This is a genomic window from Streptomyces sp. NPDC054961, from assembly GCF_053609145.1.
This window is the reverse complement of sequence record NZ_JBSGWY010000036.1, coordinates 42,032-66,524: the sequence shown is the minus strand read 5'-3', so window position 1 is coordinate 66,524 and position 24,493 is coordinate 42,032. Positions and strand designations below refer to the sequence as shown.

The window sequence follows — 24,493 nt, the reverse complement described above, 5'->3', positions numbered from 1 at the left end:
ACCCGTACGGTCAGGCCGCGTTGCCGGCGGGTACGGCGGCCTGACGGTCCTCGAAGCTCTTGCGGAGCTGGGCGCGGCGGAGCTTGCCGATGCCGGTCTTGGGGATCTCGGAGCGGTCCACGGGCAGCAGGTGGGTGACCTCGACACCGAGACGCTCGCGGACCCGGCCGCGGATCTGCTCGCCCTGGGCCTCGCTGAGGACACCGGTGCGCGGGCTGAAGAAGACCGCGAGCTCCTCGGGGCCGCCCGGCACGGCGGTGACGAGGGACGCGACGGTGTACGAGGGCTCGATGAAGGCGAGTTCCTCGACGGCTGCCTCGATCTCGTGGCCGTGATAGGCGACGTCACCGAGCTGGATGACGTCGTCGGTGCGCCCGGTGACGGTGAGGATGCCGTTCTCGACGTACGCCAGGTCGCCGGTCTTGAACCAGCCGTCCTCGGTGAAGGACTGCCGGTTCTGCACGGGGTTGTCGTAGTACCCGGCGGTGATGGTCGAGCCGATGACCTGGAGGCGGCCGGTGGTGCCCCAGGGCACCAGCTCGCCGTGCTCGTCGACCACGCGGATGCGGGTGCCGGGCTGCGGGCGGCCGACGGGTACGTAGCGGTCGTCGCCCGCGGCGGCCTCGGTGAACTGGCAGTCGGCCACGCCGGCGGTGGTCTCGGACATGCCCCAGCCGGGGAACATGGCGGTGGCGGGCAGCCCGTAGGGGGCCAGCAGGTCCAGGAAGCGGCGTACGACGCCGGAGCGGACGGCCTCGCCCCCGTTCATGATGTAGCGCAGCGGGCTGAGGTCCCAGCCGCGGCCCTCGAAGCGGTCCGCCTGGTCGTTGACGAGCACGAAGGCGAAGTTGGGCGCCCAGGTGGTGTCGGCCCGGTGGGCGGAGACGGCGTCGAGCCAGCGCAGCGGGTCCTCGAGCACCCACTGGATCTTGGCGTGGACCTGGGCGCAGCCGAGGAAGACGTCCCGCGCGTGGAACATGATGAGGCCGCCGATGTGGTCCAGCGGCATCCAGTTGAAGGTGCGGGTGTCCGCGTCGAGCCGGTTCACGCGGGCGGTGGCCGCGCTGCGCGTGAGGACGTTGCGGTGGGTGAGGGTGACGGCCTTGGGGACGCCGGTGCTGCCGGAGGTGAGCAGCAGGACGACCGGGTCGGTGGGGGCGGGCTCGTGCCAGTCGAAGTCCGGCTCCCGGCCGGCGCGCAGGGCCGCCACGTCGCCCAGGTGCGCGGCGTCCCAGTCGGGGTGGGCGATGACGGCGGCGGTGATCTCCTGGCCGGTGCCGGTCAGGACGCGGGGGCGGCCGTAGCCGTTCCAGACGCGCTCCAGCAGGCCGGGGCCGTTGACCGGGTCGGCGCTGACGGGCAGCGGCAGGTAGCCGCCGAGGACGCAGGCCCAGAAGGCGGCGACGAGGTCGGTGTCGTCGGCCGCCTGCAGGATGATCTTCTCGCCGGCGGTGGCGCCGGCGGCGCGGAGCCCGGCCAGGATCCCCGAGGCGTCGGCGAGCAGGCCGGCGTAGCTCTGGTGGACCTCGGTGCCGTCGGGGCGGATGTAGGTCACCCCGTGGCCGCCGCTCTGGGCACCGGCGGCGCGGACGAGCGCGGCACCGAGGTGCGTGACGCCGGTTTCGGGGGCGGGCCCGCCGTCGAGCAGCGATATGCCGGTGCCGGTCATGCCTGGTTCTCCTCTTGCTGAGCGGTGTCGGCCGCGGTGTCGGCCGCGGTGTCGGTGTCCGTCGCGGTGGCCACGATGACGAGGGGGCCGCGGCCGTGGAAGGGCGCGGGCTCCTTGCGGAAACCGCCGTACTCGGCCGTGATCGTCAGCCCCGCGGCGGCGAGCAGTCCGCGCACCTCGGGCCCGGTCAGGACGGCCTGGTCGAAGAAGTTGTCGTACATGGAGACCGTGCCGTCCGCGGCGCGGACCAGCAGGGTCTCCTCGTTGCGCCAGTTCGCCGCGTGCGCGTTGACGGCCTGGCGGGCGAGACGGGTGATGAGCACCCCGTCGGGGCCGCGGTGGTGGGCCACGGTGTGGGGCTGGAAGGAGTCGACGAAGTTGAGCATGTGGCCGAACTCCAGGACGACCTGTCCGCCGGGGCGGAGCAGTGCGCGCAGCGAGCGCAGGACGGCCGGGAGCTCGGCGCGCCCCAGGTAGTTGAGCGTCATGAAGAGGCTGTAGACGAGGTCGTAGCGCTCCTCGGTGCGGTAGTCCTCGGCGCGGGTCTCCACGTAGGAGATCCCCTCGTCCCCGGCGGCGCGGGCGTACTCCAGGAACGCGGCGCTCTGGTCCACGCCGGTGCCGCGGTGGCCGCGCTCGCGCAGGGCGCGGAGGTTGGAGCCGGTGCCGCAGCCCAGGTCCAGTACGGTGCCCGCGTCGGGGAGCAGGGACGCGAGGAACTCCGTCTCGGCGTCGAGGTTGCGGAAGTCCTTCCGCATGATCTCGTAGTACTCACCGGGGAATTCGAAGCTCGTGCCGGTCAAATCCGTCATCCTCCTCGGATGTCTGTGCTCGTCGGATGTCTGTGCTCGTCGGTCGCGGGGCGGGCGGCCGCCGTTCGCGGGCGTCCTCCGGTCCCCGGGCGCCCCTCGCCGGTCGCGGGCACCCCCTCGGTGTCCGTGGCCGCGCGCCCGCCCGTCAGGTGCTGACGGGCTCGCGCATGGTGCGGTAGCCGCGGGGGGTGAAGCCGTACCGGTCGCGGAAGAGCCGGCTGAAGTGGGAGGCCTGGTAGAGGCCGGAGCGTTCGCCGATCACGCCGACGGGAAGGTGTTCGAGCCGCGGGTCGCGCAGCTCGGACCGGCAGCGGGCGAGCCGCTCGTCCCGGATCCAGCGGGCGGGGCTGGTCCCGTGGTCCTGGAAGATCCGCTGGAGGTAGCGCAGCGAGATGTTGTGGTGCTCGGCGACCGCCTGCGGGGTGAGGCCGGGGTCGGAGAGCCGTTCGCGGATGTACGACTGGATGTTCAGCATCAGGCCGTGGCGGGCCACCTCGTCCTCGGCGGCGACGTGGCGCAGGCGGTCCGCGAGGACGGCCGCGGTCAGGCCCGCCACGGTGGCTCCGACCCGGTCCACCGCGGAGTGGATCTCGGTGCCGTGGTCGTGGAGTCCGGCGAGCAGCTGGGAGAGCAGGGCGCCGGCGCCCAGGCGCCCGCACCAGCCGGTCGCGGTGAGCTTCTCCGTGTCTCCGGCCGCCATGCCGAGGTGGCGGTGCGGCAGCAGGACTTCCACCACGTGGAAGGCGCGGGGGAAGACGAGGCGGTAGGGACGGCTGCTGTCGCAGCAGATGATCTGGGGTCCGCTCGCCTGGCCACGGCGGCCGTCCTGGTGGACGTGGATCTCGCCGGCCAGGGCCCGGAAGACCCGCAGGGACTCGCCCGGGTCGGGGCGGATGTGGCGGCCGGGGCGGATGGCCTCATGGGCCTCCCCGGTGACGAGGGTGATGGTGACGTCGCCGAAGGCGCGGCGCACGGCGGATCCGTGGACGGACTCGTCGTGTCCGCGGATGATGCGCGCCGTGCCGGGGGCGGGCACGGCTGTGGCGACCGGAGGGCTGCGGTCCGGCACGGATGCTCTCGGCCCGCCGAGGGGCAGCATGTCCATCGTTCTCCTCGCTCCGGGAAGCGTCGTGCCATCGTGACAGGCAAGCCCATAAAAACATACCTTCGTGCACGTACTCACATGACATCAGATGTTCCAATACCACCGCCCCATACCCGTTCCCACCTCTGGGTTTCATGCGTAAACAGGCGAGAAGCGGGCGCGATTACGCAAGCACGACCACCGGTCGGCCAGTACAGTTACGGCCCAGGACTGGCCGGACAACGCGGCTTCACGTGCGGCCATGGATGTGTTTTCCGACAGAGGGGTATCACGTGACGATCAAGGTCGGCATCAACGGATTCGGCCGCATAGGCCGCAGCTTCTTCCGCGCCGCCCTTCAGCGGGGCACCGGCCTGGAGGTGGTCGCCGTCAACGACCTCACCGACGCCGCGACGCTGGCCCATCTGCTCAAGTACGACAGCACCCTCGGCCGCCTCGGCCACGACGTCCGCGCGGTGGAGGGCGACCTCGTCATCGACGGGCGCACCATCCGCGTGACCGCCGAGCGCGACCCCGCGAAGCTTCCCTGGGGCGAGCTGGAGGTGGACGTGGTCATCGAGTCCACCGGCGTCTTCACCGACGCGCACAAGGCCCGCGCCCACCTGGAGGCCGGCGCCCGCAAGGTGATCATCAGCGCGCCCTCGAAGAACGAGGACCTGACGATCGCCTTCGGCATCAACGACGGCCTCTACGACCCGGCCGTGCACGACATCGTCTCCAACGCCTCGTGCACGACCAACTGCCTCGCCCCGCTGGCGAAGGTCCTCGACGACGCGCTCGGCATCGAGCACGGCCTGATGACCACGGTCCACGCCTACACCGCGGACCAGAACCTGCAGGACGGTCCGCACGGCGACCTGCGCCGCGCCCGCTCGGCGGCGACGAACACCGTGCCGACCACCACCGGCGCCGCCAAGGCGATCGGCCTGGTCCTGCCGCAGCTCAAGGGCAAGCTCGACGGGTACGCGCTGCGCGTGCCGATCCCCACGGGCTCCGCCACCGACCTCACCGTCCGCGTCGGGCGCGAGACCACCGTCGAGGAGGTCAACGAGATCTTCGCGAAGGCCGCCGAGGGCGCCCTGGCGGGGATCCTCACCTACACCGACGAGCCGATCGTCTCCAGCGACATCGTCACCGACCCCGCGTCCTGCATCTTCGACTCGGGCCTGACCAAGGTCATCGGCGACGGCCGCCAGGTCAAGATCGTCGGCTGGTACGACAACGAGTGGGGCTTCTCCAACCGTGTCGTGGACACCGCCCTGCTGATCGGTGCCCGTGCCTGAACCGGTGCGCGCCCGTTCCTGACCGGAGGTTCCCGTGATCAAGACGCCCCATCACGAGGGTGAACAGGCCGTCCAGAAGCAGGCCGGCGAAGGCGGTCCCGGCTGGGGATCGCCGATGTTCGACGACGTGATCCAGCCCGGCTTCGACCAGTACCTGATGCGCCAGCGGATGCTCTTCCTGGGCGGCGCCGACGCGACGGGGGCCATGTGGTCCTCGCTGGTCACGGGCGAACCCGGCTTCGCCCTGCCCACGGGGCGGCACACGATCAGCCTGTCGTCCCTGCCCGTGCCCGGCGACCCGCTCGCCGGGGCCTTCGCGGAGACGGCCGACATCGGCCTGCTCGCCCTCGAACCGCACACGACGAGCCGGATCAGGATCAACGGCGTGGCGCGGCGCGACGGGGAACGGCTGCACATCCGCACCGAGCAGGTGCTGGGCAACTGCCCCAAGTACCTCCAGGTGCGGATTCCGGTCGCGGACGGGCCCGCCGGGGTGCCCCGCGAGACCCGGGACGGCGACGAGCTCACGCCGGAGCAGGAGAAGTGGATCCGCGGGGCGGACACCTTCTTCATCGCCAGCCAGGCGAACGGCTACGGCGCGGACTCCTCGCACCGGGGCGGCGACCCCGGCTTCGTCACGGTGACGGGACCGCGCAGGCTCGTATGGCCGGACTACTTCGGCAACTCCTTCTACATGACCCTGGGGAACCTGCAGCTCAACGAGAACTGCGGGCTGCTCTTCCTCGACTGGGAGTCCGGCCACACCCTCCAGCTGACGGGGAAGGCCCGGATCAACTGGGACGAGCGGGACCGGGCGGCCGTGCCCGGAGCCCTGCGGATGTGCGAGTTCGACATCGAGCGCGTGGTGCAGATCGACGGGGCGACCCGGCTGCGCTGGGCGTTCGGCGGCCCCTCGCCCTACAACCCGCCGGCGGCGGCACGGGGCTGACCCCCGGCCCCGCCCGGCCCCGCCCGGCCCCCGGGCCTCCACACCCGGGCCCCGCGCCGCTCCACCCCTCCCGCCCATCGTCCGGTCGTGCCGACTCCCCCGCCGGCCCGGCCGGACGGTGCTTTGCCGGGCGGGGGCCGCCGCCTCGCCGCCTCCCTGTCCCGCAGTCCCGCAGTCCCGCCGTCCCGCCGTCCACCCTCCGCCTAAGGAACCAGGAACCCCGCCATGTCCGAGCCGACCCTCCCCGCCGCTCTCCCGGTCCCCCTCCTGCGCGCGGACGTCTCCACCCTCCCGAGCTACGTGCCGGGGCGCGCCGCCCCGGACGAATCCGTCGACAAGCTCTCGTCGAACGAGATCCCGTACCCGCCGCTCCCGTCCGTGACCGCCGCGGTCGAGACCTGGCTGGGCCGGCTCAACCGCTACCCCGACCCCGCCGCCGCCGAGCTCACCGCCGAACTCTCACAGCGCCTCGGCGTGCCCGCCGACCACCTGGTCCTGGGCACCGGCTCGGTCGGCATCACCCAGCACCTGGTCGCCGCGGCCGCCGGCCCCGGCGACGAAGTCGTCTTCGCCTGGCGCTCGTTCGAGGCGTACCCGCTGCTGGCCTGGGCCGCCGGGGCCACCTCCGTACAGGTGCCGCTGCGCGACGAGGCGCACGACCTGGACGCGCTGGCCGACGCGGTCACCGACCGCACCCGCGTCATCTTCGTCTGCAACCCGAACAACCCGACCGGCACCGCCGTACGCCGCGCCGAGCTGGAACGCTTCCTGGACCGGGTGCCGCCCGAGGTGCTGGTCGTCATCGACGAGGCGTACCGCGAATTCGTCCAGGACCGGGACATCCCCGACGGCATCGAGCTGTACCGGGACCGCCCCAACGTCGCGGTGCTGCGCACCTTCTCCAAGGCCTACGGCCTGGCCGCGCTCCGCGTCGGCTACGCGGTGGCCCACCCGCGCGTGACGGCCGCGCTGCGCGCGTGCTCCGTACCGCTCGGCGTGAGCGGCCCCGCTCAGGCCGCCGCCCTGGCCTCCCTGCGGGCCACGGAGGAGCTGCGCGAACGGGTCACCGAGCTGGTGGCCGAGCGCGACCGCGTCAGCGCGGGCCTGCGCGCCGAGGGCTACGAGGTCCCCGAGAGCCACGCCAACTTCGTCTGGCTCCGCCTGGGCTCCCGTACGTCCTACTTCGCCGACGCCTGCGAAGCGGCCGGCCTGATGGTCCGCCCCTTCGGCGACGAGGGCGTCCGCATCACGATTGGCACCCCGGACGCCAACGACCGCCTCCTGAAAACGGCGGCCCACTGGAACCACTGACCGGACGCGACGCCCCCCGCCCCCTCAACTGCCGACGACCCGCAGCCGCGCGGCCGGCGCCCCTCGGTCAGGCGACCGCGAGCTTCGCCCTGCCGCCCGGCCCCGGAGCGGGGGGCGTCTGGTGGTACGTCGGCAACTTCAGGTTGGGCAGGTCCCCCGCCTGGATGCGGACGTAGGCCGCGCGGAACGCCGCTTCCATGCTCTCCGGCGTCTCGTACTTCGCCGCGAGCGGGTGCAGCCGGTACGAGTTCCCCCTGCGCTCCTCACTGCGCGGCCTGAGCACGAGGTTCAGGTCACACAGCGGTGCCATGAGCCCGCTGACGGCCTGCGGCGTCACCCCGTACTCGGCCGCCATGTCCTTCTGACGGACCGGCAGCACTCCCCCGAAGTCGCTGCGGGAGACGAGGTACTGGAGGAACTTGACTGCGGATCCCGACAGAGGCAGGGCCCAGATGCGCTCCGCGACGATCGGAGACATGACGTTAGCCACGGGTCGGCCCTCCTCTGGAACGGTTCCCCGTACGGGGACGCGGCAGCGCGGTCATCCGGTACGCCGCCTTCCGCGAACAGTGTCTTCGACGACGAGGCCGAGGTCGAGCTCTTCCTGCCGGACGGCCTGCGGCCCCACCCCGTGCGGGAACGCGTCGGCATCGTGCGCGTGCCGGTCGGCGATCTCGGCGAGCACGTGGTGCTGGGCCGTACTGTTGCCGTGGAACCACAGACGCACGTTGATCCGGATGCGCCCGTTGCCGGCCTTCTCCACCCAGTTGTAGCCGCACAGGGCCTGTACCGCGCGGTTGACCGTGGAACGTGTGATCATCTTGCCGCCCTTCTGCGCGGCGATCCTGTTCAGCCCGTCCGTGATCTCCTGCTGCGTGTACTGGGTGATGCCCGTCCCCGGAACCTGTCCCCCTGCCACGAAGAGGAACACGCAGAGCTGGGACTTGGTGATGCTGTTCGCGACGGCCAGCTGCGCGAGCAGCTGTGTGAACCAGTTGCTGGCCAGGCTGTAGCCGGTGTCTCCGGCCATGTCGTGGACCGCCTTGGGGTCCGCCCCGTACTCGAAGTGCACTCCCGTGAGGCGACGGCGGCCGGTCGGGTCGGCGGCCTGTGCCGCCCGTTCCCCGAGCTGTTGGCCCAGTACGGCGAGGACGTCTCCGTACTCGGCCTCGTCGTCGGCGACCCTGGGAGTGGGAACGGGGCGGGACCCGTACTGCCGTTGGCGGGCGGGCGGATCGGATGTCACGGGGCCTCCTCGTGGTTCAGGCGGTCCGAGACTATCCAAAAAATCAAGCCGTGCTTGTCTTTTCGCGACCTAGGGCGTCAGAAGCCTCCCTGCCCCGGTGCCTGTTCGACCGAGACTCCAAAACTCCACGGTGCGTGAAGCCTTTTCGGCTCCGCACGCCAAAAATCCACTCCGGCTTGATTTTCACGTGTCGCAATGACGACACATTCGGCAGCCCGGCGTTCGAGGGAAGCCCCACCCCACCCCTTCGCCCCAACTCCCTGACCTGCGGCGATCGGTGCGCGACAACCACCGCCGAAATCTCCACAGGGGCTTGAGTTTTCCGCGAAATGTGCCCGCCAGGAACACATTCCGAAGCCTCAAATGTGTCCTGGGGGACACATACCCTCGACCGAACCAGCAGGTCACAGCCCTGCGGCGGCCGCGCCCTCTTACTAAAGAGCAACGCGCCCCCGCCCTCTCCACGCACCTCACCCACCGGAGCGGTGTCGCCTCACTTCCACCTGACACACCACCAACGGGCCACTGCGGTACGCCGAAATCCCACCCGGAACCTCAGCCGACACACGCCCGCCCCCTCCGGCCCGCACCCTCGGCAGGACCTCCACCTCCCCCACCTCAGCCCGGTCCTTCGTGGGTCGGCCGCCTTCCCTCGGCCCTCGTGCCCAGTGAGGGCGCCCCGCGCCCGAGGGGTGCCCCGGCGACCGTCAGGGAGCCGGGGCAGGGCACGAGGGGGGCGGGTCCAGGGCGCCTGAGCGCCTGGCGAGGGGGTCTGGGGGGCGAGTAGCCCCCCACGCCAAGGCCGGTCCAGCGCGGCCAGGCGCTGGCGGGGTCCAGGGGCTGGCCCCTGGGACTCACGGTCCGCGCTCGAGTACGGACAAGACCCCAGCAGTACGACCAGATGATCAAGTGCGCGACGGCGATCCGGACCCGCACCGCGTCTACCGAGGCGATCCTGCGCCGCTTCACCCGCGACGCCTCCCACCCCACCTACGCGGCGATGCTGGAGGTCGGCCGCGCACAGAAGACCATCTGCGTGGCCCGCTACCTGCGGTTTCGGGACCTCCAGCGGGAGATCGAGCAGGGCCTCAACGTCATGGAGTCCTCCAACGGCGCGAACTCCGTGATCGCCTACGGCAAGGGCGGGGAGATCGCCTCGAACCGGCGCGACGAGCAGGAGAGTTCGTGCCGTGCCTGCGGATTCTGCGATCGGCCCTACGGCGAGGTGAACCTCGACATGGTCGCCCGCCTCAACCTCGCCGCGGCTTCCGTACCGGGGCCCCGGGCCCCGGCCGGCCCCGGGCAGCGCGACCCACCATGGAGAACGCATGAACCTGCGCCTGTACGGCACTGCGAGACGTCGACTTCACCCCCGCTCCGTGAGCAGAGTCTGATCGCCGCCGGCCTCGGTCAGGCCGCTTGACCCAACGTTCCCGCCTACGCGGCCGCCCTATTTTTTGGACCGGGACGCGGGTCGGCTATGCGGTGAGCCGCAGAAAGCCGACGACAGCCTCCTTCTCCATGTCGATACCCTGCTCGATCTGAGGCGGGACAGGTTCGAACGCATCCACCTGGATGGAGCGCGAGCCGGAGCCACGGGTCCAGGTGGCGATGGCCAGGCCGTCGGCGGTGACGGTGGGCCGGATGAGGCCGCCTCCTGGCCAGACGCGGGCCTGGTGGAGAGCGGGGACGGACACCTCGCGGGTGCGGTAGCCGATCAGGTAGTTGTCGTAGGCAGGCAGCATGCGAACGTCCGGGGTGTCAGACGGGCCCGCGAGTTCTTTCACCCGCCCTGCGAGCATGGTCAACGCGCCGTACTCGGTGATCGCGCCCGATTCCGTCAGCAGCTTCCAGGCCCTGCGGGCCCAGGAGACCGGCAGCCCGGACCAGGCGGCGAAGTCCTCCGAGGTGGCGGGGGCGTACGCGGCCAGGTAGCGGCGGGCCAGCTCGGCGAGGGCAGCGTCGCCCTCCCACCGGAAGCGCCCCGTGGTGGGCAGCCAGTCGTTGAGCAGTACATAGGTGGCCTCACCGGCGCGCTGTGGGCCGTGGCAGAGGATGCCGGTGAGTGCCGCGTGGCGGATCAGGTGGAACGGCGCCTGCCCGTCCGGCGGAATACCGAGGATGGTGAGGTGCTCGGTCAGCTCGGCCCGGGTGAGTGGGCCGTGCGCGGCAAGAGCGCGCCGGATGAGATGGTCGGCGCGCTGGCGCACATCGTCGTCCAGGCCCAGCTGCTGGTAGCGGCGGCTGGTCGCGGCAAGGATCCGCGGGGACAGCAACGGCAACACCCAGCGGGCATCGTCGCAGGGAATGGTGTGCAGGGTGCCGCGCATGTACCAGCCGCGGACGATGCTCCGCTCTTTCTCGTATGCCGTGCCGATGGCCTGGGCGGTGATGTCCCGGCCGCGTACCCGGATGCCCAGGTCGGCGGCCGTGGCGTCCTGGGCCTGGATGGCGAAGACCCGTCGGACGACCGCCTCGGCAGAGTCCTCCCGTGCTCCGCCGGCCAGGGCCTGGGCGTGGGCCCGCAGCCTGCGGAGGCTCTCGTGGTCATGCATCGGGCCGCGCCTCTCAGCCAGCGCGGTCAGGAGACGGCCTTGTCGAGGATGTCGGCGAGTTCGGCGGGCGCGGACAGCATCGGCCAGTGCCCGGTGGGCAGGTCGAAGCGCCGCCACGGCGGCTGGTTCAGGTAAGCCAGCATCGGCACCCCGGCATCCAGCAGCCCCGTGAAGTCATGGCACGCGACCAGGACACGGTCCACACCGGGACCGGGCTCGGCCGGGCCGGCGAGACGCTGGGTGAAGGTGCCGAACGGCTGAGGGGTGGCACACGAGCGCAGAGCGTCCCGCTGGCCCTCACCGAGCCCGTCGAGGCTGCTGGACAAGCCCAGGACCTCAAACGGCGGCATCGGCAGCCGCCACCCGTCACCGGACGCGGAGACCTGCTGGCGCAGCTCGTCCGCTGCCTGCGGTGGCATGAGGTCCAGCATGCACATGCCCACGGCGAACGGGGCGCTGTCCACATAGACCACGCGCTCCAGCCGGTCGCCGAGACGTCCGGCTGCCCCCGTCACCGGAGCAGCCGCATAGCTGTGGGCGACCAGCGTGACGTCGCGCAGATCGTTGCGCTCGACGAAGCCGGCGATGTCCGCGATGTGCGTGTCCAGGTCCGTCTCGGGTCCGCCCTGGTCCGCGTGCTCGGCCAGTCCCGTCAGTGTCAGCGGCAGCGCCGCGTGGCCGCGCTCCCGCAGAGCGCGGACGGTGTCTTCCCAGGCCCACGCCCCGAGCCAGGCACCGGGAACGAGTACGAAGGTGGCCATGTGATCTCCTTGAAGTGAGGTGCTGCGGGGAGCGTAAGGTCGATACAGGACAGAATCCGCCCTGAAATGCCGAGTGATCCATGTCGCATCCCCTCACCCGCGTGCTGACCCTGCTGGAACTCCTCCAGTCCAACGTCCGGCTCACCGGGGCGGAGCTGGCAGACCGCCTGGACACCGACGTCCGCACCGTGCGCCGCTACACGGCCCACCTTCGCGACCTCGGCATCCCCGTGGAGGCCGAACGCGGCCGCTACGGCGGCTACCGACTGGCCCGCGGCTACCGCATGCCACCTCTGGTCCTCACCAATGACGAGGCCCTCGCCGTCGTTCTTGGCCTGCTCGCCGCAGAACGTCTGGGCATGGGCACTGCCGCGCCGGCCAGCGCCGGTGCCTTGGCCAAGATCGAGCGGGTACTCCCGCACTCCCTGCGCGAACCGCTCGCCGCCATGCGGGAGACCCTGTCCTTCACCGCCAACGCCGTGATCGGGCAGGCACCCGGAACCGGCGTTCTGCTGGCACTGGCCCAGGCCTCCCGCGCCCACACGACCGTCGGTATCAGCCACCAGTCCTGGCGCCACGAACACACCGAACGCGACATCGACCCCTACGGCGTGGTCTTCCACACCGGCCGCTGGTACGTCGTCGGCCACGACCACCTCCGCGACAGCCTGCGTACCTTCCGCATCGACCGCATCGCCTCCGTCACCTCCCGAGCCGACAGCTTCACCGCACCCGACGGCTTCGACCCCGTGGCCCACCTGACCTCGACCCTCGCTCAGGGGCCCTACCGCTGGCAGGTCGAGGTGACGATCCACGGCCCACTCGACGAGATCGCCCGCCGACTGCCTCGCTCAGCGGTGACCCTCACCGCCCGGCCCAACGGCGTCCTGATGCGCGCACGGGCAGAACGGCTGGATGGCACGGCCCACCTGCTCGCCTCCCTGGAGTGGCCCTTCACCATCCACCATCCCGACGAACTACGGCAGGCGCTCATGAATCTGGCTGCCCAACTCACTGCAGCCGCCCAGCGGGGACCGGAAGAACTACCGCAGTAAATACCGGATTTACTGCGGCGGAGCCCCCCGCGTGATCATCGCGACCTGCGGCGGGGCATTCCGGCCGCAGGGGCGAGGTGTACGCATTTTTGCTAGCCCGGCGTTCGAGGGAAGACTCACCCCACCCCTCCGCCCCGACTCCCTGGCCTGCGGCGATCGAACAAGACCCCTTGCCGAAGACCCTCCGTACGGTGGCACGTCGCGTAGCTCGTACCCCGCCATCTCCGGCACGTTTTGGGAGGACGCGTTCACCGAGCTCACAGCCGAGGACTCTGCCGCCGCGTGAACCTCAGCGGCCTGACGCCCCGTCGCCCTGTCGGCCCGCGTGATGGCCCTCGATCGGACCCGAGCACGGCAAAGTCCTGGCCCAGCGCCCATCCTTCTTCGACCTCAGCCACCGGCCCGGGGCGGAGGACGCGTTGTCCTTCTCCCCGGCCTCCCCGGCCTCCCCGGCCTCCCCGGCGGGTCAACGCACAGGCGGTCAGCCGAACAGCCGCCCCAGCTCCCCGTGGAACCCCGGGAACGTCTTCGCCACGCACGCCGGGTCGTCCAGCGTGATGCCCGGCACCCGCAGGCCCAGCACCGAGAAGGACATCGCGATGCGGTGGTCCCGGTGGCAGGCGATCGTCGCCGGGCCCGTCGTGCCCGGGTGGACGGTGATCCGGTCCGGGCCCTCCTCGACGCGGATGCCCAGCGCCCGCAGGTTCCCCGCGACCGCCGCGATCCGGTCGGACTCCTTCAGGCGGGCGTGGGCGATGCCCGTGATGGTGACGGGGGCGTCGGCGAGCGGGGCGATCGCGGCCATCGTCATGAAGGTGTCCGAGATGTCGCCCATGTCGACGGTGAACCCGCCGCGCAGCGGAGCGCCGTCCCCGCCCGTGCCCGTGACCTCGGTCCACTCCCCGGTCCTGCGCACCCGCGCCCCCGCGAGCCGCAGGACGTCCACGAACGCGGTGTCCCCCTGCAGGCTGGCGGTGCCGAGGCCGCGGACCCGTACGGTGCGGCCCGTGACGGCCGCCGCCGCGAAGAAGTACGAGGCGGTCGAGGCATCGGGTTCGATCGTCAGGTCGGTGGCCGCGTACCCGCCCGGATGGACCGTGATCGCGCCGCCCTCCTCCTCGACGCGCGCGCCGAACTGCCGCATCAGGGCGAGCGTCATGTCGACGTAGGGGCGGCTGACCAGGCGCGGCACGTCCACGGTGAGCGGTCCGCCCATCAGCGGCGCGGCCATCAGCAGCCCGGAGAGGTACTGGCTGCTGAGCCCGGAGTCCAGCTCGATGCGGCCGCCCGCCAGCCCGTCCGCGGTGAGGGTGAAGGGCAGGCCCGTCCCCCTCACCCGCGCGCCGAGGCCGGCGAGCGCGTCCAGCAGCGGCCTCAGCGGGCGGGCCCGCAGCTGCGCGGAGCCGTCGAAGACGGTCTCGCCGTGCCCGACGGCCACGAAAGGCGGCAGGAAGCGCGCGGCGGTGCCGGCGTCCGCGCACCACACCCGGCCGCGGCCGGCCGGGCCGACGCCGCTGCCGGTGACCTGCCACACCTCACCGGAGCCGTCGCCGGAGCCGTCTCCGGACCCGGACCCGCCGTCCCCGATGTCGCGCACCCCCGTGCCCAGGTCGGTCAGCGCGGCCCGGAAGGCCAGGGTGTCGTCGCTGACCAGCGGCGCGGCGAGACGGCTGCGCCCGGGGGAGGCGGCCGCGAGCAGCAGCGCCCGGTTGGTGATGCTCTTGGATCCGGGGATGCGGGCGTCGAGCACGGTCGCGGTGCTCATCGCCCCGCGCCGCTCTTGCGCTGCGCGCGCTCGAAGCTGGCGCGGGCGGCCGCGGCGACCTTGGGCGCCGTCAGGCCGTGCAGTTCGTAGAGGGACTGGTACGGGGCGGACGCGCCGAAGGAGTCGACGCCCAGCGAGGTGCCGGCCGCGCCGACCAGGGCGTACCAGCCGAGGCTGGAGCCCGCCTCCACGGACACGCGGGCGGCCACCTCGGACGGCAGCACCGCCTCGCGGTACGCCTCCTCCTGCGCGTGGAACCACTCCAGGCACGGCATGGACACGACCCGGGTGGCGAGCCCCTCGGCCTGCAGGATGCGGCGGGCGTCGAGCGCGATGGGCACCTCGCTGCCGGTGGCGATGAGGATGGCCTGGGGAAGACCGCCGTCGGCCTCGGCCAGGACGTAGCCGCCGCGCGCGGCGCCCTCGGCGGGTGACAGTCCGCTGTCCTCGGTGCGTTCCAGGACGGGCAGGTTCTGCCGGGACAGGCACAGGCCGGCCGGGCGGTCGCCGTTCTCCAGGATGGTGCGCCAGGCGACGACGGTCTCGTTGGCGTCGGCGGGCCGGACCACGTCCAGGCCGGGGATGGCGCGCAGCGACCAGAGGTGTTCGACCGGCTGGTGGGTGGGACCGTCCTCGCCGAGGCCGATGGAGTCGTGCGTCCACACATAGGTGACCGGCAGCTTCATCATGGCCGCGAGGCGGACGGCGGGGCGCATGTAGTCGGAGAACACCAGGAAGGTGCCGCCGTAGGGGCGGGTCCCGCCGTGCAGGGCGATGCCGTTGAGGACGGCGCCCATGGCGTGCTCGCGGATGCCGAAGTGCAGGGTCCGGCCGTACTGGTGGCCGGAGTAGGCCTCGGTGGCCAGCTCCTCGGGGATGAAGGACGGTTCGCCCTTCATGGTGGTGAGGTTGGACTCGGCGAGGTCGGCGGATCCGCCCCACAGTTCGGGCAGTACGGCGGCGAGCGCGTTCAGCACCTCTCCGGACGCCTTGCGCGTGGCCATCTGGCCGGAGGCGGGGAACACCGGCAGGTGCTCCTGCCAGCCCTCGGGCAGCGCTCCCGCGCTCAGGCGGTCGAAGAGCTCCGAGCGCCCGGGGTTGACGGCGCGCCAGTCGGCGAGGGTCTTGTCCCACTGGCGGTGCGCCTCGCGGCCGCGGTCCGCCACCCGGCGGGCGTGGGCCAGGACGTCGGCGGGGACCTGGAAGGAGAGCGAGGGGTCCAGGCCCATCGCGGCCTTGGCTCCGGCGGCCTCCTCCGCGCCGAGGGCGGCTCCGTGGATGCCCCCGGTGTTGCGCTTGCGGGGCGCGGGCCAGCCGATGATCGTGCGCAGCGAGACGAGGGAGGGCCGGTCGGTGGTGTCGCGGGCGGTGGTGAGCGCCCGGTGCAGGGCCTCGATGTCCTCGTGGTACCCCCGGTCCCCGCCGCCGGCGGTCCAGTCGACCTCCTGGACGTGCCAGCCGTAGGACCGGTAGCGGGCGAGGGTGTCCTCGGAGTGCGCGATCTGCCGGTCGTCCTCGATGGAGATGCGGTTCTCGTCGTAGAGGACCACGAGGTTGCCCAGGCGCTGGTGGCCGGCGAGCGAGCTGGCCTCGTGCGCGACGCCCTCCTCCAGGTCGCCCTCGGAGGCGATGGCCCAGATGGTGTGGTCGAAGGGTGAGGTGCCGGGGGCGGCCTCCGGGTCGAACAGGCCGCGTTCGCGGCGGGCGGCCATGGCCATGCCCACGGCGTTGGCGAAGCCCTGGCCGAGGGGGCCGGTGGTGGTCTCCACGCCCGGGGTGTGCCCGTACTCGGGGTGGGCGGGGGTCAGACTGCCCTCGGTGCGCAGGCCCTTGAGGTCGTCGAGGGTGAGCCCGTAGCCGGACAGGTAGAGCTGGGTGTAGAGGGTCAGGCTGGCGTGGCCGCACGAGAGTACGAAGCGGTCGCGGCCGGCCCAGGCCGGATCCTCGGGGTCGTGCCGCAGGAGCTGCTGGAAGAGCAGGTACGCGGCGGGCGCGAGGCTCATGGCGGTGCCGGGGTGGCCGTGGCCGGCCGCCTCGACGGCGTCCACGGTCAGGGCGCGGGCGACCTCGACGGCCCGGCGGTCGGCGTCCTCCCAGAGCAGGGCGGGCGCCTGCGGGGCGGGGGCGACGGTCATGACGGGCCTCTCTGTTCGGCGTATGCGGGCGCGTATGCGGGCGGGTGTGCGGGCGTGTACGTGGGCTCGTATGCGCGTCCGTATGCGGGCGCGTACGTGCGCGCGTACGCGTGCGCTGAAGCGGGTGCGGGTGCGGGCGCGGAAGCGGGCGCGGGGGCCGACGCGAGGACGGCCGTCGGTGCGAAGGCGCTCGCGGGTGCTTCGAAGGCGAGGGCGAAGGCGGCGGCGAAGGCCGCGCAGGAGCCCGGCGCGGGCCGGCTCACCGGGCGATCCGCTGGTAGGCCGCCTCGAGGAGGTCCTCGTCCGGGCCGGTGAGCAGGCCGGGCCGGGCCACGGCGTCGAGGACGACCAGGCGCAGCCGGTTGCCCCGGGTCTTCTTGTCGATGCCCATCGCCTCGCGCAACGGGGCCCAGGCGCCGGTGTGCGTGGTGGGCAGCCCGGCGGCGGCGAGGAGGGTGCGGTGGCGCTCGGCGTCGGCGGCGGACAGCCGGCCGGCGAGGTGGGCGAGTTCGGCGGCGAACACCATGCCGGCGGCCACCGCGTGGCCGTGGCGGACGCGGTAGCCGCTGACGCGCTCGATGGCGTGGCCGAGGGTGTGCCCGTAGTTGAGGTGCTCGCGGCGGCCGTCCTCCCGGAAGTCCTCGGTGACGACCTCCGCCTTGACGCGGACGGCCCGCTCCACGAGCTCGCGGGTGTGCACGGCGCCGGCCGGGTCCTCCTCGACCAGGCGCAGGATCTCCGGGTCGGCGATGAAGCCCGCCTTGATCACCTCGGCGAGGCCGCTGACGTAGTCGGCGGGAGGCAGGGCGTCCAGCAGGTCCAGGTCGCACAGGACCCCGGCGGGCGGGTGGAAGGCGCCGACGAGGTTCTTGCCCTGGGGCAGGTTGACGGCGGTCTTCCCGCCGATGGCGGCGTCGACCATGCCGAGGAGGGTGGTCGGCACGAGCACCAGCCGTACGCCGCGCAGCCAGCCGGCGGCGGCGAATCCGGCGAGGTCGGTGGTGGCCCCGCCGCCGACGGCCACGAGGGCGTCGGAACGGGTGAACCCGGCGTCGGCGAGCGCCCGCCACAGGTTGACCACGACGGTCATGTCCTTGGCGGCTTCCCCCTCGGGCACCTCGAGGGAGACGACGATGCGTCCCTCGTCGGTGAGCTCCCGGGCGATCCGGCGGGCCGTGGTCAGCAGGGTGCGGGAGTGGACGACGGCCACCCGCAGCGGTTCGGCGCCGAGCACGCGGCCGGTCTCGCCGGTCAGGGCCCGGCCCACGACGGCCTCGTACGGGCGCTCGCCGCCGACCTGGATCCGGGTGCTGCCCGTCGGGGCGGGGACGGCCCCGGCCGGGGTCCGGGCGCTGCCCGCCGGGGCGCTGCCCGTCAGGGGCGGGGTGGTCCCCGTCAGGGTCGGGGTGCTCATCGGACGGCCAAGTGGTCCAGGTAGCCCCGGTGGTTGCGGGCGGTCTCGGCGACCGAGTCCCCGCCGAACTTCTCCAGCGCGGCGTGGGCGAGGACCAGCGCCGTCATGGCCTCGGCGACGACGGCCGCCGCGGGCACCGCGCAGACGTCCGAGCGCTGGTGGTGGGCGACGGCCGGCTCGCCGGTCGCGACGTCCACGGTGGCCAGCGCGCGCGGCACGGTGGCGATGGGCTTCATGGCGGCGCGGACCCGCAGCGGCTCGCCGGTGGTCATGCCGCCCTCGACCCCGCCGGAGCGGGCGGTGCGGCGGCGGATCCCGTCCGGGCCCCGCTCGATCTCGTCGTGGGCGAGGGAGCCGGGGACGCGGGCGAGGGCGAAGCCTTCGCCGAACTCCACGCCCTTGATGGCCTGGATGCCCATCAGGGCGGCGGCGAGCCGGGAGTCGATGCGGCGGTCGCCGTGGACGTAGCTGCCCAGGCCCGGCGGCAGTCCGTAGGCGAGGACCTCGACGACCCCGCCGAGGGTGTCGCCGTCCCGGTGGGCCCGGTCCACCTCGGCGACCATGGCGGCGGAGGCCCGCGGGTCGAGGCAGCGCACCGGGTCGGCGTCCACGCGCTCGGTGTCCTCGGGGCCGGGCACCACGCCCTCGGGGGCGGCGGCCGCGCCGAGGGAGACCACGTGGCTGACGACGGTGACCCCGTACGCCTGGCGCAGGAAGGCGCGGGCGACCTCGCCGAGGGCGACGCGGGCGGCGGTCTCGCGGGCGCTGGCCCGCTCCAGCACCGGCCGGGCGTCGTCGAAGCCGTACTTCTGCATGCCCGCGAGGTCGGCGTGGCCCGGGCGGGGCCGGGAGAGCGGGGCGTTGCGCGCCTGGGCGGCCAGCAGCTCCTCGTCGACTCCGTCGGCGGCCATCACCGTCTGCCACTTGGGCCATTCGGTGTTGCCCACCTGGACCGCGACCGGACCGCCCTGGGTGAGGCCGTGGCGGACGCCGCCGAGGAAGGTCACCTCGTCCCGCTCGAAGGCCATCCGGGCGCCCCGGCCGTGGCCGAGGCGGCGGCGGGCCAGGGAGTCGGCGACCGCCTTGGTGGAGATCTCCACTCCGGCGGGCAGGCCTTCCAGGACGGCGGTGAGGGCGGGGCCGTGCGATTCGCCCGCGGTGAGCCATCGCAAAGTACTCAAGGGTGATCCTCTGTCGGGCGGTGTGCGCCGCTTGGATGGGTCGGTCTTCGTACGGGTACTGCGGTGGAGACGGCGGCCCCGGGGCCACGGGCGGACGGCGCAGGAGCCGAAGCCGGAGCAGGAGCCGGAAACCGGCGCGGGCGTCAGACGCCGACCACGACCGGCGGGGCCTCGATCGGCCCCATGCGCTGGACCCGCCATCCGGCGGTCACCAGGCGCTGCGCCATGTTTCCCGCGGTGCCGCGGGCCACCATCAGCTCGACCAGGCCGCTCTCGCCGCCGGGCGAGTGGTCGATGGTCATGTCCTCGATGTTCACGTCGAGTTCGGCGGCGCTCGCGAGGAGCCGGGCGAGTTCGCCGGGCTGGTCCCCGATCAGGACCCGGACCGGCGCGCAGGCGGGTACCGGGTGCCCGTGCTTGCCGGGGATGCGGTCGCGGCCGGTGATGCCGCGGCCCAGCAGGTCGGCCAGGAGCGTGGTGCCCTGGGCCCGTTCGTCGGCGTCGTCGGTGGCGAGGCCCCGCAGGGCGGCCACGGTGACCTGGAGGTCCTCGGCGAGTTCGGTCAGCACGTCCGCGACCGCGGTGGCGTTGGACTCCAGGATGTCGCTCCACAGCCGGGGGTCTCCCCCGGCGATCCGGGTCACGTCGCGCAGTCCCTGGCCGGCGAGGCGGCAGGCGTCCTCCGGGAGGTGCTGGAGGCGGGCGGCCATCAGCGAGGCGACGACGTGCGGGGTGTGCGAGACGCGGGCCACGGCCCGGTCGTGCACGTCGCTGTCCATCACCACGGGCACCGCTCCGCACAGCGAGACCATCATCAGCGCCATGTTGAGCGCTTCCCGGCCGGTGTCGGCCGTGGGGGTGAGGACCCAGGAACGGCCCTCGAAGAGGGTGGCGCAGGCGGCCAGCGGGCCGGAGCGCTCGCGGCCGGCCATGGGGTGGCCGCCGATGAAGGTGACGGGGTCGGCGCCGGCGGCGAGGACCCCGATCTCCGGCTCGGTCTTGACGCTGGCGACGTCGGTGTACGAGTGGGCGAGGCCGAGCTTCTGCTGGGCGGCGAGCACCGCGCCGACCTGGGCCGGCGGGACGGCCAGTACGGCCAGGTCCACGGTGTTCTTCGGGGCGCCGACGATGCCGGCGCCGAGGGAGGCCGCGGTGCGGGCCGCCGAGTCGTTCTCGTCGATCAGGTGGACGGCCACTCCCCGCCGGGACAGGGCCAGGGCGATCGAGGTTCCGATGAGCCCCGTCCCCACCACGGCGGCGGAGCGGATCATCTGCGTTCTCCGGCGACCGCGAGGTCGCGCCGCAGTGCCGCGGCGCCGCCCAGGTAGACGTGCTTGATCTCGCGCTTCGACAGTTCCGTCTCGGCGTACGCGAGGATCCGCACCACGCGGGGCAGGGACCCGGCGATGTCCAGTTCCTGCGCGCACATCATCGGCACGTCGGTGACGCCCAGTTCGCGGGCGGCCACCGCCGGGAACTCGCTGACCAGGTCCGGGGTCGCCGTGAAGAACAGGCTGACCAGGTCGTCCTGGTCGAGCCCGTTGGCGGCGAGCATCTCCTGGAACAGCGCCCGGACCCCGTCCAGCAGGTGGGCCCGCTCGTCGACTTCCAGCTGGATGGCACCGCGCATGGCACGCACGGACATGGTCTTCTCCCTTGGGCTGAGGACGGTACGTCGTTCGGTCGCGCGGGCTCAGGCCGCGGCGGCGACGGCTTCGCGGCGGGCCGCGGCAGCCGTTCCCGCGCGGTCCCGGTACAGCTGGGCGACCTGGAAGGCCAGGTCGAGCGACTGCTTGCGGTTCAGCCGGGGGTCGCACGCGGACTCGTAGCGACGCCCGAGGTCGGCGAGCCGGACCTCGGCGCCGCCGCCCACGCACTCGGTGACGTCGTCGCCGGTCAGCTCGATGTGGATGCCGCCGGGGTGGGTGCCGAGCGCGTGGTGGACCTCGAAGAAGCCGGTGACCTCGTCGAGCACGTCGTCGAAGTGGCGGGTCTTGTGGCCGCTGGGGGCCTCGAAGGTGTTGCCGTGCATCGGGTCGCAGATCCACGCGGGGCGGGCGCCCTCGGCGGTGACCTTGGCGACGAGCTCGGGCAGGATCTCGCGTACGTTGCGGGCGCCCATGCGGCTGATGAAGGTGAGGCGGCCGGGCTCGCGGTCGGGGTCGAGCTTGTCGATGAGGGCGAGGGCCTCGTCGGCGGAAGTCGTGGGGCCGAGCTTGACGCCGATGGGGTTGCGTACCTTGGAGGCGAACTCGACGTGGGCGCCGTCCAGTTGACGGGTGCGCTCGCCGATCCAGATCATGTGTCCGGAGACGTCGTACAGCTCGCCGGTACGGGCGTCGCGGCGGGTGAGGGCGGACTCGTAGTCCAGCAGCAGTGCCTCGTGGCTCGCGAAGATCTCGGAGGAGTGGACCGCGGCCGGGTCGGCGCCGCAGGCCGCGAGGAAGGTGAGGGCGTCGTCGATGTCGCCGGCGAGGCGCTCGTAGCGCTCTCCGACCGGGGAGGCGGCGACGAAGTCCCGGTTCCACTCGTGGACCTGGCGCAGGTCGGCGTAACCGCCGGTGGTGAAGGCCCGGACGAGGTTCAGGGTGGCGGCGGAGGAGTGGTACATCCGCTTGAGCCGCTCGGGGTCGGGGGTGCGGGACTCGGGGGTGAAGGCGAGGCCGTTGACCGAGTCACCGCGGTAGACGGGCAGTTCGACGCCGTCGCGGACCTCGGTGGGCTTGGAGCGGGGCTTGGAGTACTGCCCGGCGATCCGGCCGATCTTCACCACGGGCACGGAGCTGGCGTAGGTGAGGACGGCGGCCATCTGGAGCAGGGTGCGGACCTTGTCGCGGACCTGGTCGGAGCTGACCGCGTCGAAGGTCTCCGCGCAGTCCCCGCCCTGGAGGACGAAGGCCTCGCCGCGGGCGACGTCGGCGAGCCGCTCGCGCAGGCGGTCGCACTCCCCGGCGAAGACGAGGGGCGGGTAGGAGGCCAGGTCGTCGAGCGCGGAGCGCAGGGCGACGGGGTCGGGGTAGGTCGGCTGCTGGGCGGCGGGCAGCAGCTTCCAGGAGTCGGCGGCCGTGGCGTGAGTGGCGAGGGTCATGGTGGCTGGGCCTCGATCGGTTTCGATGGAAAGGGAAGAGGTGTGGGCCTGTCGCCGCCCGGATGGCGGCCCGGGGCGCCGGGGGGCCGGACGACCGTGCGGCCGTGCGGTCCCCCGGCAGGCAGTCCGTCGACGGAGCCTGTCCCGGACCGGATCAGACCGGCTCGGGTACCGCCACGGGCTCGGCCGCGGGGGCCTGCGCCTCGGACTCCGGGCCTGCGGCCTGGTGGCCCTTGGTGAGGCTGAAGAAGAGCAGTCCGCCGACGCCGAGGATGGCGATGACGATGCCCATCGGCACGGCGCTGTCCTCGCCGGCGAGGCCGACGAGCGGGACCACGGCCGCGCCGATCAGGTGCTGGGACAGGCCCAGCAGCGCGGCGGCCGAACCGGCCACGTCACCGTGGTCCTGGAGGGCCAGCGCGAAGGAGTTCGGCAGGACGAGGCCGACGCTGGAGACGACCAGGAAGAGCGCGACGAGCAGCGGGGCCAGTCCGGCATCGGTGAGGACGACGGCCAGCAGCGCGAGGCCGCCGACCGCGGAGACGGTCAGGCCGGTCGCGAGCAGGGCGCGCGGGCCGGTCTTGTGCACGATGCGGCCGCTGACCTGGGCGGCGACGACCAGGCCGAGGGCGTTGACCGCGAAGACGGCGCTGAAGCCCTGCGGGGACATCCCGTGGATGGACTGGAGCACGAAGGTCGAGCCCGAGATGTACGCGAACATCGCGGCGAAGGCGAAGCCGCAGGCCAGGTTGTAGCCGACGAACACCCGGTCGGTGAGCAGCCGGCGGAAGACCGGGCCGGTGGCCTTGAGGCCGCCGCGCACGCGCCGTTCGGCGGGGTGCGTCTCCGGCAGGCCGCCCGCGACGCCGAGGAGCATCGCGGCGCCGATGACGGAGAGCGCGACGAAGATGCCCTTCCAGGAGGTGAGCAGCATCAGCTGCCCGCCGAGGACGGGGGCCAGGATCGGCGCGATGCCGGTGATCAGCATCAGCATGGCGAAGAACCGGGCCGCCGCGGGTCCGGTGTGCCGGTCGCGGACGATCGCGGAGGCGATGACGATGCCGGTGGCACCGCCGAGACCCTGGAGGGCGCGCAGCCCGACGAGGGTCCAGATGTTGGGGGCCACGGCGCACAGCAGCGCGGTGACGGCGAACAGCGCGAGGCCGGCGATGAGCGGACGGCGGCGGCCGAGCGCGTCGCTGACCGGGCCGGCGATGAGCTGGCCGATGCCGAGGCCGAGGAGGCACGCGGTGAGGCTGAGCTGCGCGGCCGAGGCGCTCGTCGAGAGGTCCTCGGCGATCTGCGGGAGGCCCGGCAGGTAGGCGTCGTTGGAGAGCGGGCCGAGAGCGGTGAGCGCGCCGAGGATGATGGCGAAACGGGCGAGCCCGGCGCCCTTCGGTGTCGCGGATGAGGTCATGACTGGGATCCCCTCCGGGGGAAAGCGGATCGGTGGCGGATCAGTAGGCGACGGTGATGCGGGACCGGACGGCGTCGCCGCGCTCGAGCACGTCGGCGAAGGCGACGGCGTAGTCCTCGATGCTGATGCGGCTCTTGCCCTCGGCGTCGACGAGCAGCTGCTCGCCGCCGACCCGGTAGGCGCCGGTGCGCTCGCCGGGCTCGATCTGGGCGGCCGGGGAGATGAACGTCCAGTCCAGGGCGTCGGCCTGGCGGTAGAGGCCGAGGGCCTCGCTCTGGGCGAGCGCGTTCTGCTTCCAGACGGCCGGGAAGTTCGGGTTGTCGATGACCTTGACGCCCGGGGCGACCTCGAGGCTGCCGGCGCCGCCGAGGACCACGACACGGCGTACGCCGCTGCGGGTCAGACCCTCGATGAGCGCGTGGGCCGCACCCACGATGATCTTGTGGTCGTCGTCCACGCCGAGCTTGGGGCCGACGGCCGAGGCGACCGCGTCGTAGCCCGCGGACAGTTCGGCGACGGTGTCGGCGCTGGTGGCGTCTCCGGCGACCACGGTCAGCCCTTCGTGGCCGTTGCCCGCGATGTCGCCCGTACGGGTGACGCCGGTGACGGAGTGGCCGCGGGCGAGCAGTTCACCGGCGATGGCGCTGCCGATATGGCCGCTGGCGCCGAACAGCAGGATTTTCATGGTGGGTGTGCCTCTTCTCTTCGGGTGGTACTTCGCGGGGTGACGTACGGTCCTTCGGGGCG

Annotated in this window: 20 protein-coding genes and 1 pseudogene; 5 read left to right on the top strand and 16 right to left on the bottom strand. The window is 72.8% G+C overall.

Going from position 1 to position 24,493, the window contains the following annotated elements; all coding sequences use genetic code 11:
• Positions 1-10 precede the first annotated feature (10 nt).
• The 3 genes from ACWF9Z_RS27560 to ACWF9Z_RS27550 form a co-directional block, all read right to left on the bottom strand.
• Positions 11-1,669: an AMP-binding protein gene (locus tag ACWF9Z_RS27560; protein ID WP_453606183.1), complete on the bottom strand. Its 1,659-nt coding sequence runs from the start codon at positions 1,667-1,669 to the stop codon at positions 11-13.
• Positions 1,666-2,472 carry a class I SAM-dependent methyltransferase gene (locus ACWF9Z_RS27555; RefSeq protein WP_453606181.1) on the bottom strand — a complete coding sequence of 269 codons (807 nt, stop codon included), beginning with the start codon at positions 2,470-2,472 and terminating at the stop codon, positions 1,666-1,668. Before ACWF9Z_RS27555 ends, ACWF9Z_RS27560 begins: the two co-directional genes overlap by 4 nt.
• Before the next feature lie 154 nt (positions 2,473-2,626).
• A complete protein-coding gene (locus tag ACWF9Z_RS27550) occupies positions 2,627-3,586 on the bottom strand; it encodes a helix-turn-helix domain-containing protein (RefSeq protein WP_453606179.1) in 960 nt (319 codons plus the stop codon).
• A gap of 272 nt (positions 3,587-3,858) precedes the next feature.
• Between ACWF9Z_RS27550 and gap the strand changes: the two genes are divergently transcribed.
• The 3 genes from gap to hisC all read left to right on the top strand — a co-directional run bounded on the left by gap (position 3,859) and on the right by hisC (position 7,129).
• Positions 3,859-4,869, top strand: a complete 1,011-nt coding sequence (gap, locus tag ACWF9Z_RS27545; protein ID WP_453606178.1) for a type I glyceraldehyde-3-phosphate dehydrogenase — start codon at positions 3,859-3,861, stop codon at positions 4,867-4,869.
• A 34-nt stretch (positions 4,870-4,903) separates the two neighbouring features.
• Entirely contained in the window at positions 4,904-5,818 is a 915-nt protein-coding gene (locus ACWF9Z_RS27540) for a pyridoxamine 5'-phosphate oxidase family protein (protein ID WP_453606176.1), read from the top strand.
• A 225-nt stretch (positions 5,819-6,043) separates the two neighbouring features.
• Positions 6,044-7,129: a histidinol-phosphate transaminase gene (gene hisC, locus ACWF9Z_RS27535; protein WP_453606175.1), complete on the top strand. Its 1,086-nt coding sequence runs from the start codon at positions 6,044-6,046 to the stop codon at positions 7,127-7,129.
• A 67-nt stretch (positions 7,130-7,196) separates the two neighbouring features.
• On the opposite strand, the gene ACWF9Z_RS27530 is transcribed toward hisC, so the two are convergent.
• Positions 7,197-7,619, bottom strand: coding sequence for a hypothetical protein (locus ACWF9Z_RS27530; RefSeq protein ID WP_453606173.1), 423 nt, complete (start codon positions 7,617-7,619; stop codon positions 7,197-7,199).
• Positions 7,620-7,670: 51 nt separating this feature from the next.
• Entirely contained in the window at positions 7,671-8,375 is a 705-nt protein-coding gene (locus ACWF9Z_RS27525; protein WP_453606171.1) for a hypothetical protein, read from the bottom strand.
• An 886-nt stretch (positions 8,376-9,261) separates the two neighbouring features.
• On the opposite strand from ACWF9Z_RS27525, the pseudogene ACWF9Z_RS27520 reads away from it, so the two are divergent.
• A pseudogene (locus ACWF9Z_RS27520) lies at positions 9,262-9,798 on the top strand (Tn3 family transposase); the annotation flags it as partial.
• 55 nt (positions 9,799-9,853) lie between these two features.
• Here the strand turns inward: ACWF9Z_RS27520 and ACWF9Z_RS27515 are convergent.
• Both ACWF9Z_RS27515 and ACWF9Z_RS27510 read right to left on the bottom strand, forming a co-directional pair.
• Positions 9,854-10,930, bottom strand: coding sequence for a winged helix DNA-binding domain-containing protein (locus ACWF9Z_RS27515; RefSeq protein ID WP_453606169.1), 1,077 nt, complete (start codon positions 10,928-10,930; stop codon positions 9,854-9,856).
• A 26-nt stretch (positions 10,931-10,956) separates the two neighbouring features.
• The gene (locus ACWF9Z_RS27510) at positions 10,957-11,691 is read right to left on the bottom strand and encodes an alpha/beta fold hydrolase (protein WP_453606167.1); all 735 of its coding nucleotides are present in this window, start codon (positions 11,689-11,691) and stop codon (positions 10,957-10,959) included.
• Positions 11,692-11,771: 80 nt separating this feature from the next.
• Between ACWF9Z_RS27510 and ACWF9Z_RS27505 the strand changes: the two genes are divergently transcribed.
• On the top strand, positions 11,772-12,746 hold the full coding sequence (locus tag ACWF9Z_RS27505) for a helix-turn-helix transcriptional regulator (protein ID WP_453606165.1): 975 nt from the start codon (positions 11,772-11,774) through the stop codon (positions 12,744-12,746).
• 481 nt (positions 12,747-13,227) lie between these two features.
• Here ACWF9Z_RS27505 and aroA read toward each other — a convergent pair whose 3' ends face one another.
• The 9 genes from aroA to ACWF9Z_RS27460 form a co-directional block, all read right to left on the bottom strand.
• The gene (gene aroA, locus ACWF9Z_RS27500) at positions 13,228-14,511 is read right to left on the bottom strand and encodes a 3-phosphoshikimate 1-carboxyvinyltransferase (RefSeq protein ID WP_453606163.1); all 1,284 of its coding nucleotides are present in this window, start codon (positions 14,509-14,511) and stop codon (positions 13,228-13,230) included.
• Entirely contained in the window at positions 14,508-16,646 is a 2,139-nt protein-coding gene (tkt, locus tag ACWF9Z_RS27495) for a transketolase (protein WP_453606162.1), read from the bottom strand. The genes aroA and tkt overlap by 4 nt, the downstream gene beginning before the upstream one ends.
• Before the next feature lie 259 nt (positions 16,647-16,905).
• The gene (aroB, locus tag ACWF9Z_RS27490; protein WP_453606161.1) at positions 16,906-18,060 is read right to left on the bottom strand and encodes a 3-dehydroquinate synthase; all 1,155 of its coding nucleotides are present in this window, start codon (positions 18,058-18,060) and stop codon (positions 16,906-16,908) included.
• Complete coding sequence (gene aroC / locus ACWF9Z_RS27485) at positions 18,057-19,241, bottom strand: chorismate synthase (protein WP_453606159.1); 1,185 nt, start codon at positions 19,239-19,241, stop codon at positions 18,057-18,059. The genes aroB and aroC overlap by 4 nt, the downstream gene beginning before the upstream one ends.
• A 143-nt stretch (positions 19,242-19,384) precedes the next feature.
• Entirely contained in the window at positions 19,385-20,509 is a 1,125-nt protein-coding gene (locus ACWF9Z_RS27480) for a prephenate dehydrogenase (RefSeq protein WP_453606223.1), read from the bottom strand.
• A complete protein-coding gene (gene aroH, locus ACWF9Z_RS27475; RefSeq protein WP_356650331.1) occupies positions 20,509-20,886 on the bottom strand; it encodes a chorismate mutase in 378 nt (125 codons plus the stop codon). The genes ACWF9Z_RS27480 and aroH overlap by 1 nt, the downstream gene beginning before the upstream one ends.
• Before the next feature lie 48 nt (positions 20,887-20,934).
• Positions 20,935-22,329, bottom strand: a complete 1,395-nt coding sequence (locus ACWF9Z_RS27470; RefSeq protein ID WP_453606157.1) for a class II 3-deoxy-7-phosphoheptulonate synthase — start codon at positions 22,327-22,329, stop codon at positions 20,935-20,937.
• Between the two features lie 154 nt (positions 22,330-22,483).
• Complete coding sequence (locus tag ACWF9Z_RS27465; RefSeq protein WP_453606156.1) at positions 22,484-23,746, bottom strand: multidrug effflux MFS transporter; 1,263 nt, start codon at positions 23,744-23,746, stop codon at positions 22,484-22,486.
• Positions 23,747-23,786: 40 nt separating this feature from the next.
• Positions 23,787-24,431 carry an NAD(P)-dependent oxidoreductase gene (locus ACWF9Z_RS27460; RefSeq protein WP_453606154.1) on the bottom strand — a complete coding sequence of 215 codons (645 nt, stop codon included), beginning with the start codon at positions 24,429-24,431 and terminating at the stop codon, positions 23,787-23,789.
• Between the last annotated feature and the right edge of the window lie 62 nt (positions 24,432-24,493).

Bases quoted from the DNA above. Each gene is read 5' to 3' on its own strand.
- ACWF9Z_RS27550 (WP_453606179.1), bottom strand. From the start codon at position 3,586: ATGGACATGCTGCCCCTCGGCGGGCCGAGAGCATCCGTGCCGGACCGC.
- hisC (WP_453606175.1), top strand. From the start codon at position 6,044: ATGTCCGAGCCGACCCTCCCCGCCGCTCTCCCGGTCCCCCTCCTGCGC.
- ACWF9Z_RS27465 (WP_453606156.1), bottom strand. From the start codon at position 23,746: ATGACCTCATCCGCGACACCGAAGGGCGCCGGGCTCGCCCGTTTCGCC.
- aroH (WP_356650331.1), bottom strand. From the start codon at position 20,886: ATGTCCGTGCGTGCCATGCGCGGTGCCATCCAGCTGGAAGTCGACGAG.
- ACWF9Z_RS27505 (WP_453606165.1), top strand. From the start codon at position 11,772: ATGTCGCATCCCCTCACCCGCGTGCTGACCCTGCTGGAACTCCTCCAG.
- aroB (WP_453606161.1), bottom strand. From the start codon at position 18,060: ATGAGCACCCCGACCCTGACGGGGACCACCCCGCCCCTGACGGGCAGC.
- ACWF9Z_RS27560 (WP_453606183.1), bottom strand. From the start codon at position 1,669: ATGACCGGCACCGGCATATCGCTGCTCGACGGCGGGCCCGCCCCCGAA.
- ACWF9Z_RS27460 (WP_453606154.1), bottom strand. From the start codon at position 24,431: ATGAAAATCCTGCTGTTCGGCGCCAGCGGCCATATCGGCAGCGCCATC.
- tkt (WP_453606162.1), bottom strand. From the start codon at position 16,646: ATGACCGTCGCCCCCGCCCCGCAGGCGCCCGCCCTGCTCTGGGAGGAC.
- ACWF9Z_RS27510 (WP_453606167.1), bottom strand. From the start codon at position 11,691: ATGGCCACCTTCGTACTCGTTCCCGGTGCCTGGCTCGGGGCGTGGGCC.
- ACWF9Z_RS27470 (WP_453606157.1), bottom strand. From the start codon at position 22,329: ATGACCCTCGCCACTCACGCCACGGCCGCCGACTCCTGGAAGCTGCTG.
- aroA (WP_453606163.1), bottom strand. From the start codon at position 14,511: ATGAGCACCGCGACCGTGCTCGACGCCCGCATCCCCGGATCCAAGAGC.
- ACWF9Z_RS27515 (WP_453606169.1), bottom strand. From the start codon at position 10,930: ATGCATGACCACGAGAGCCTCCGCAGGCTGCGGGCCCACGCCCAGGCC.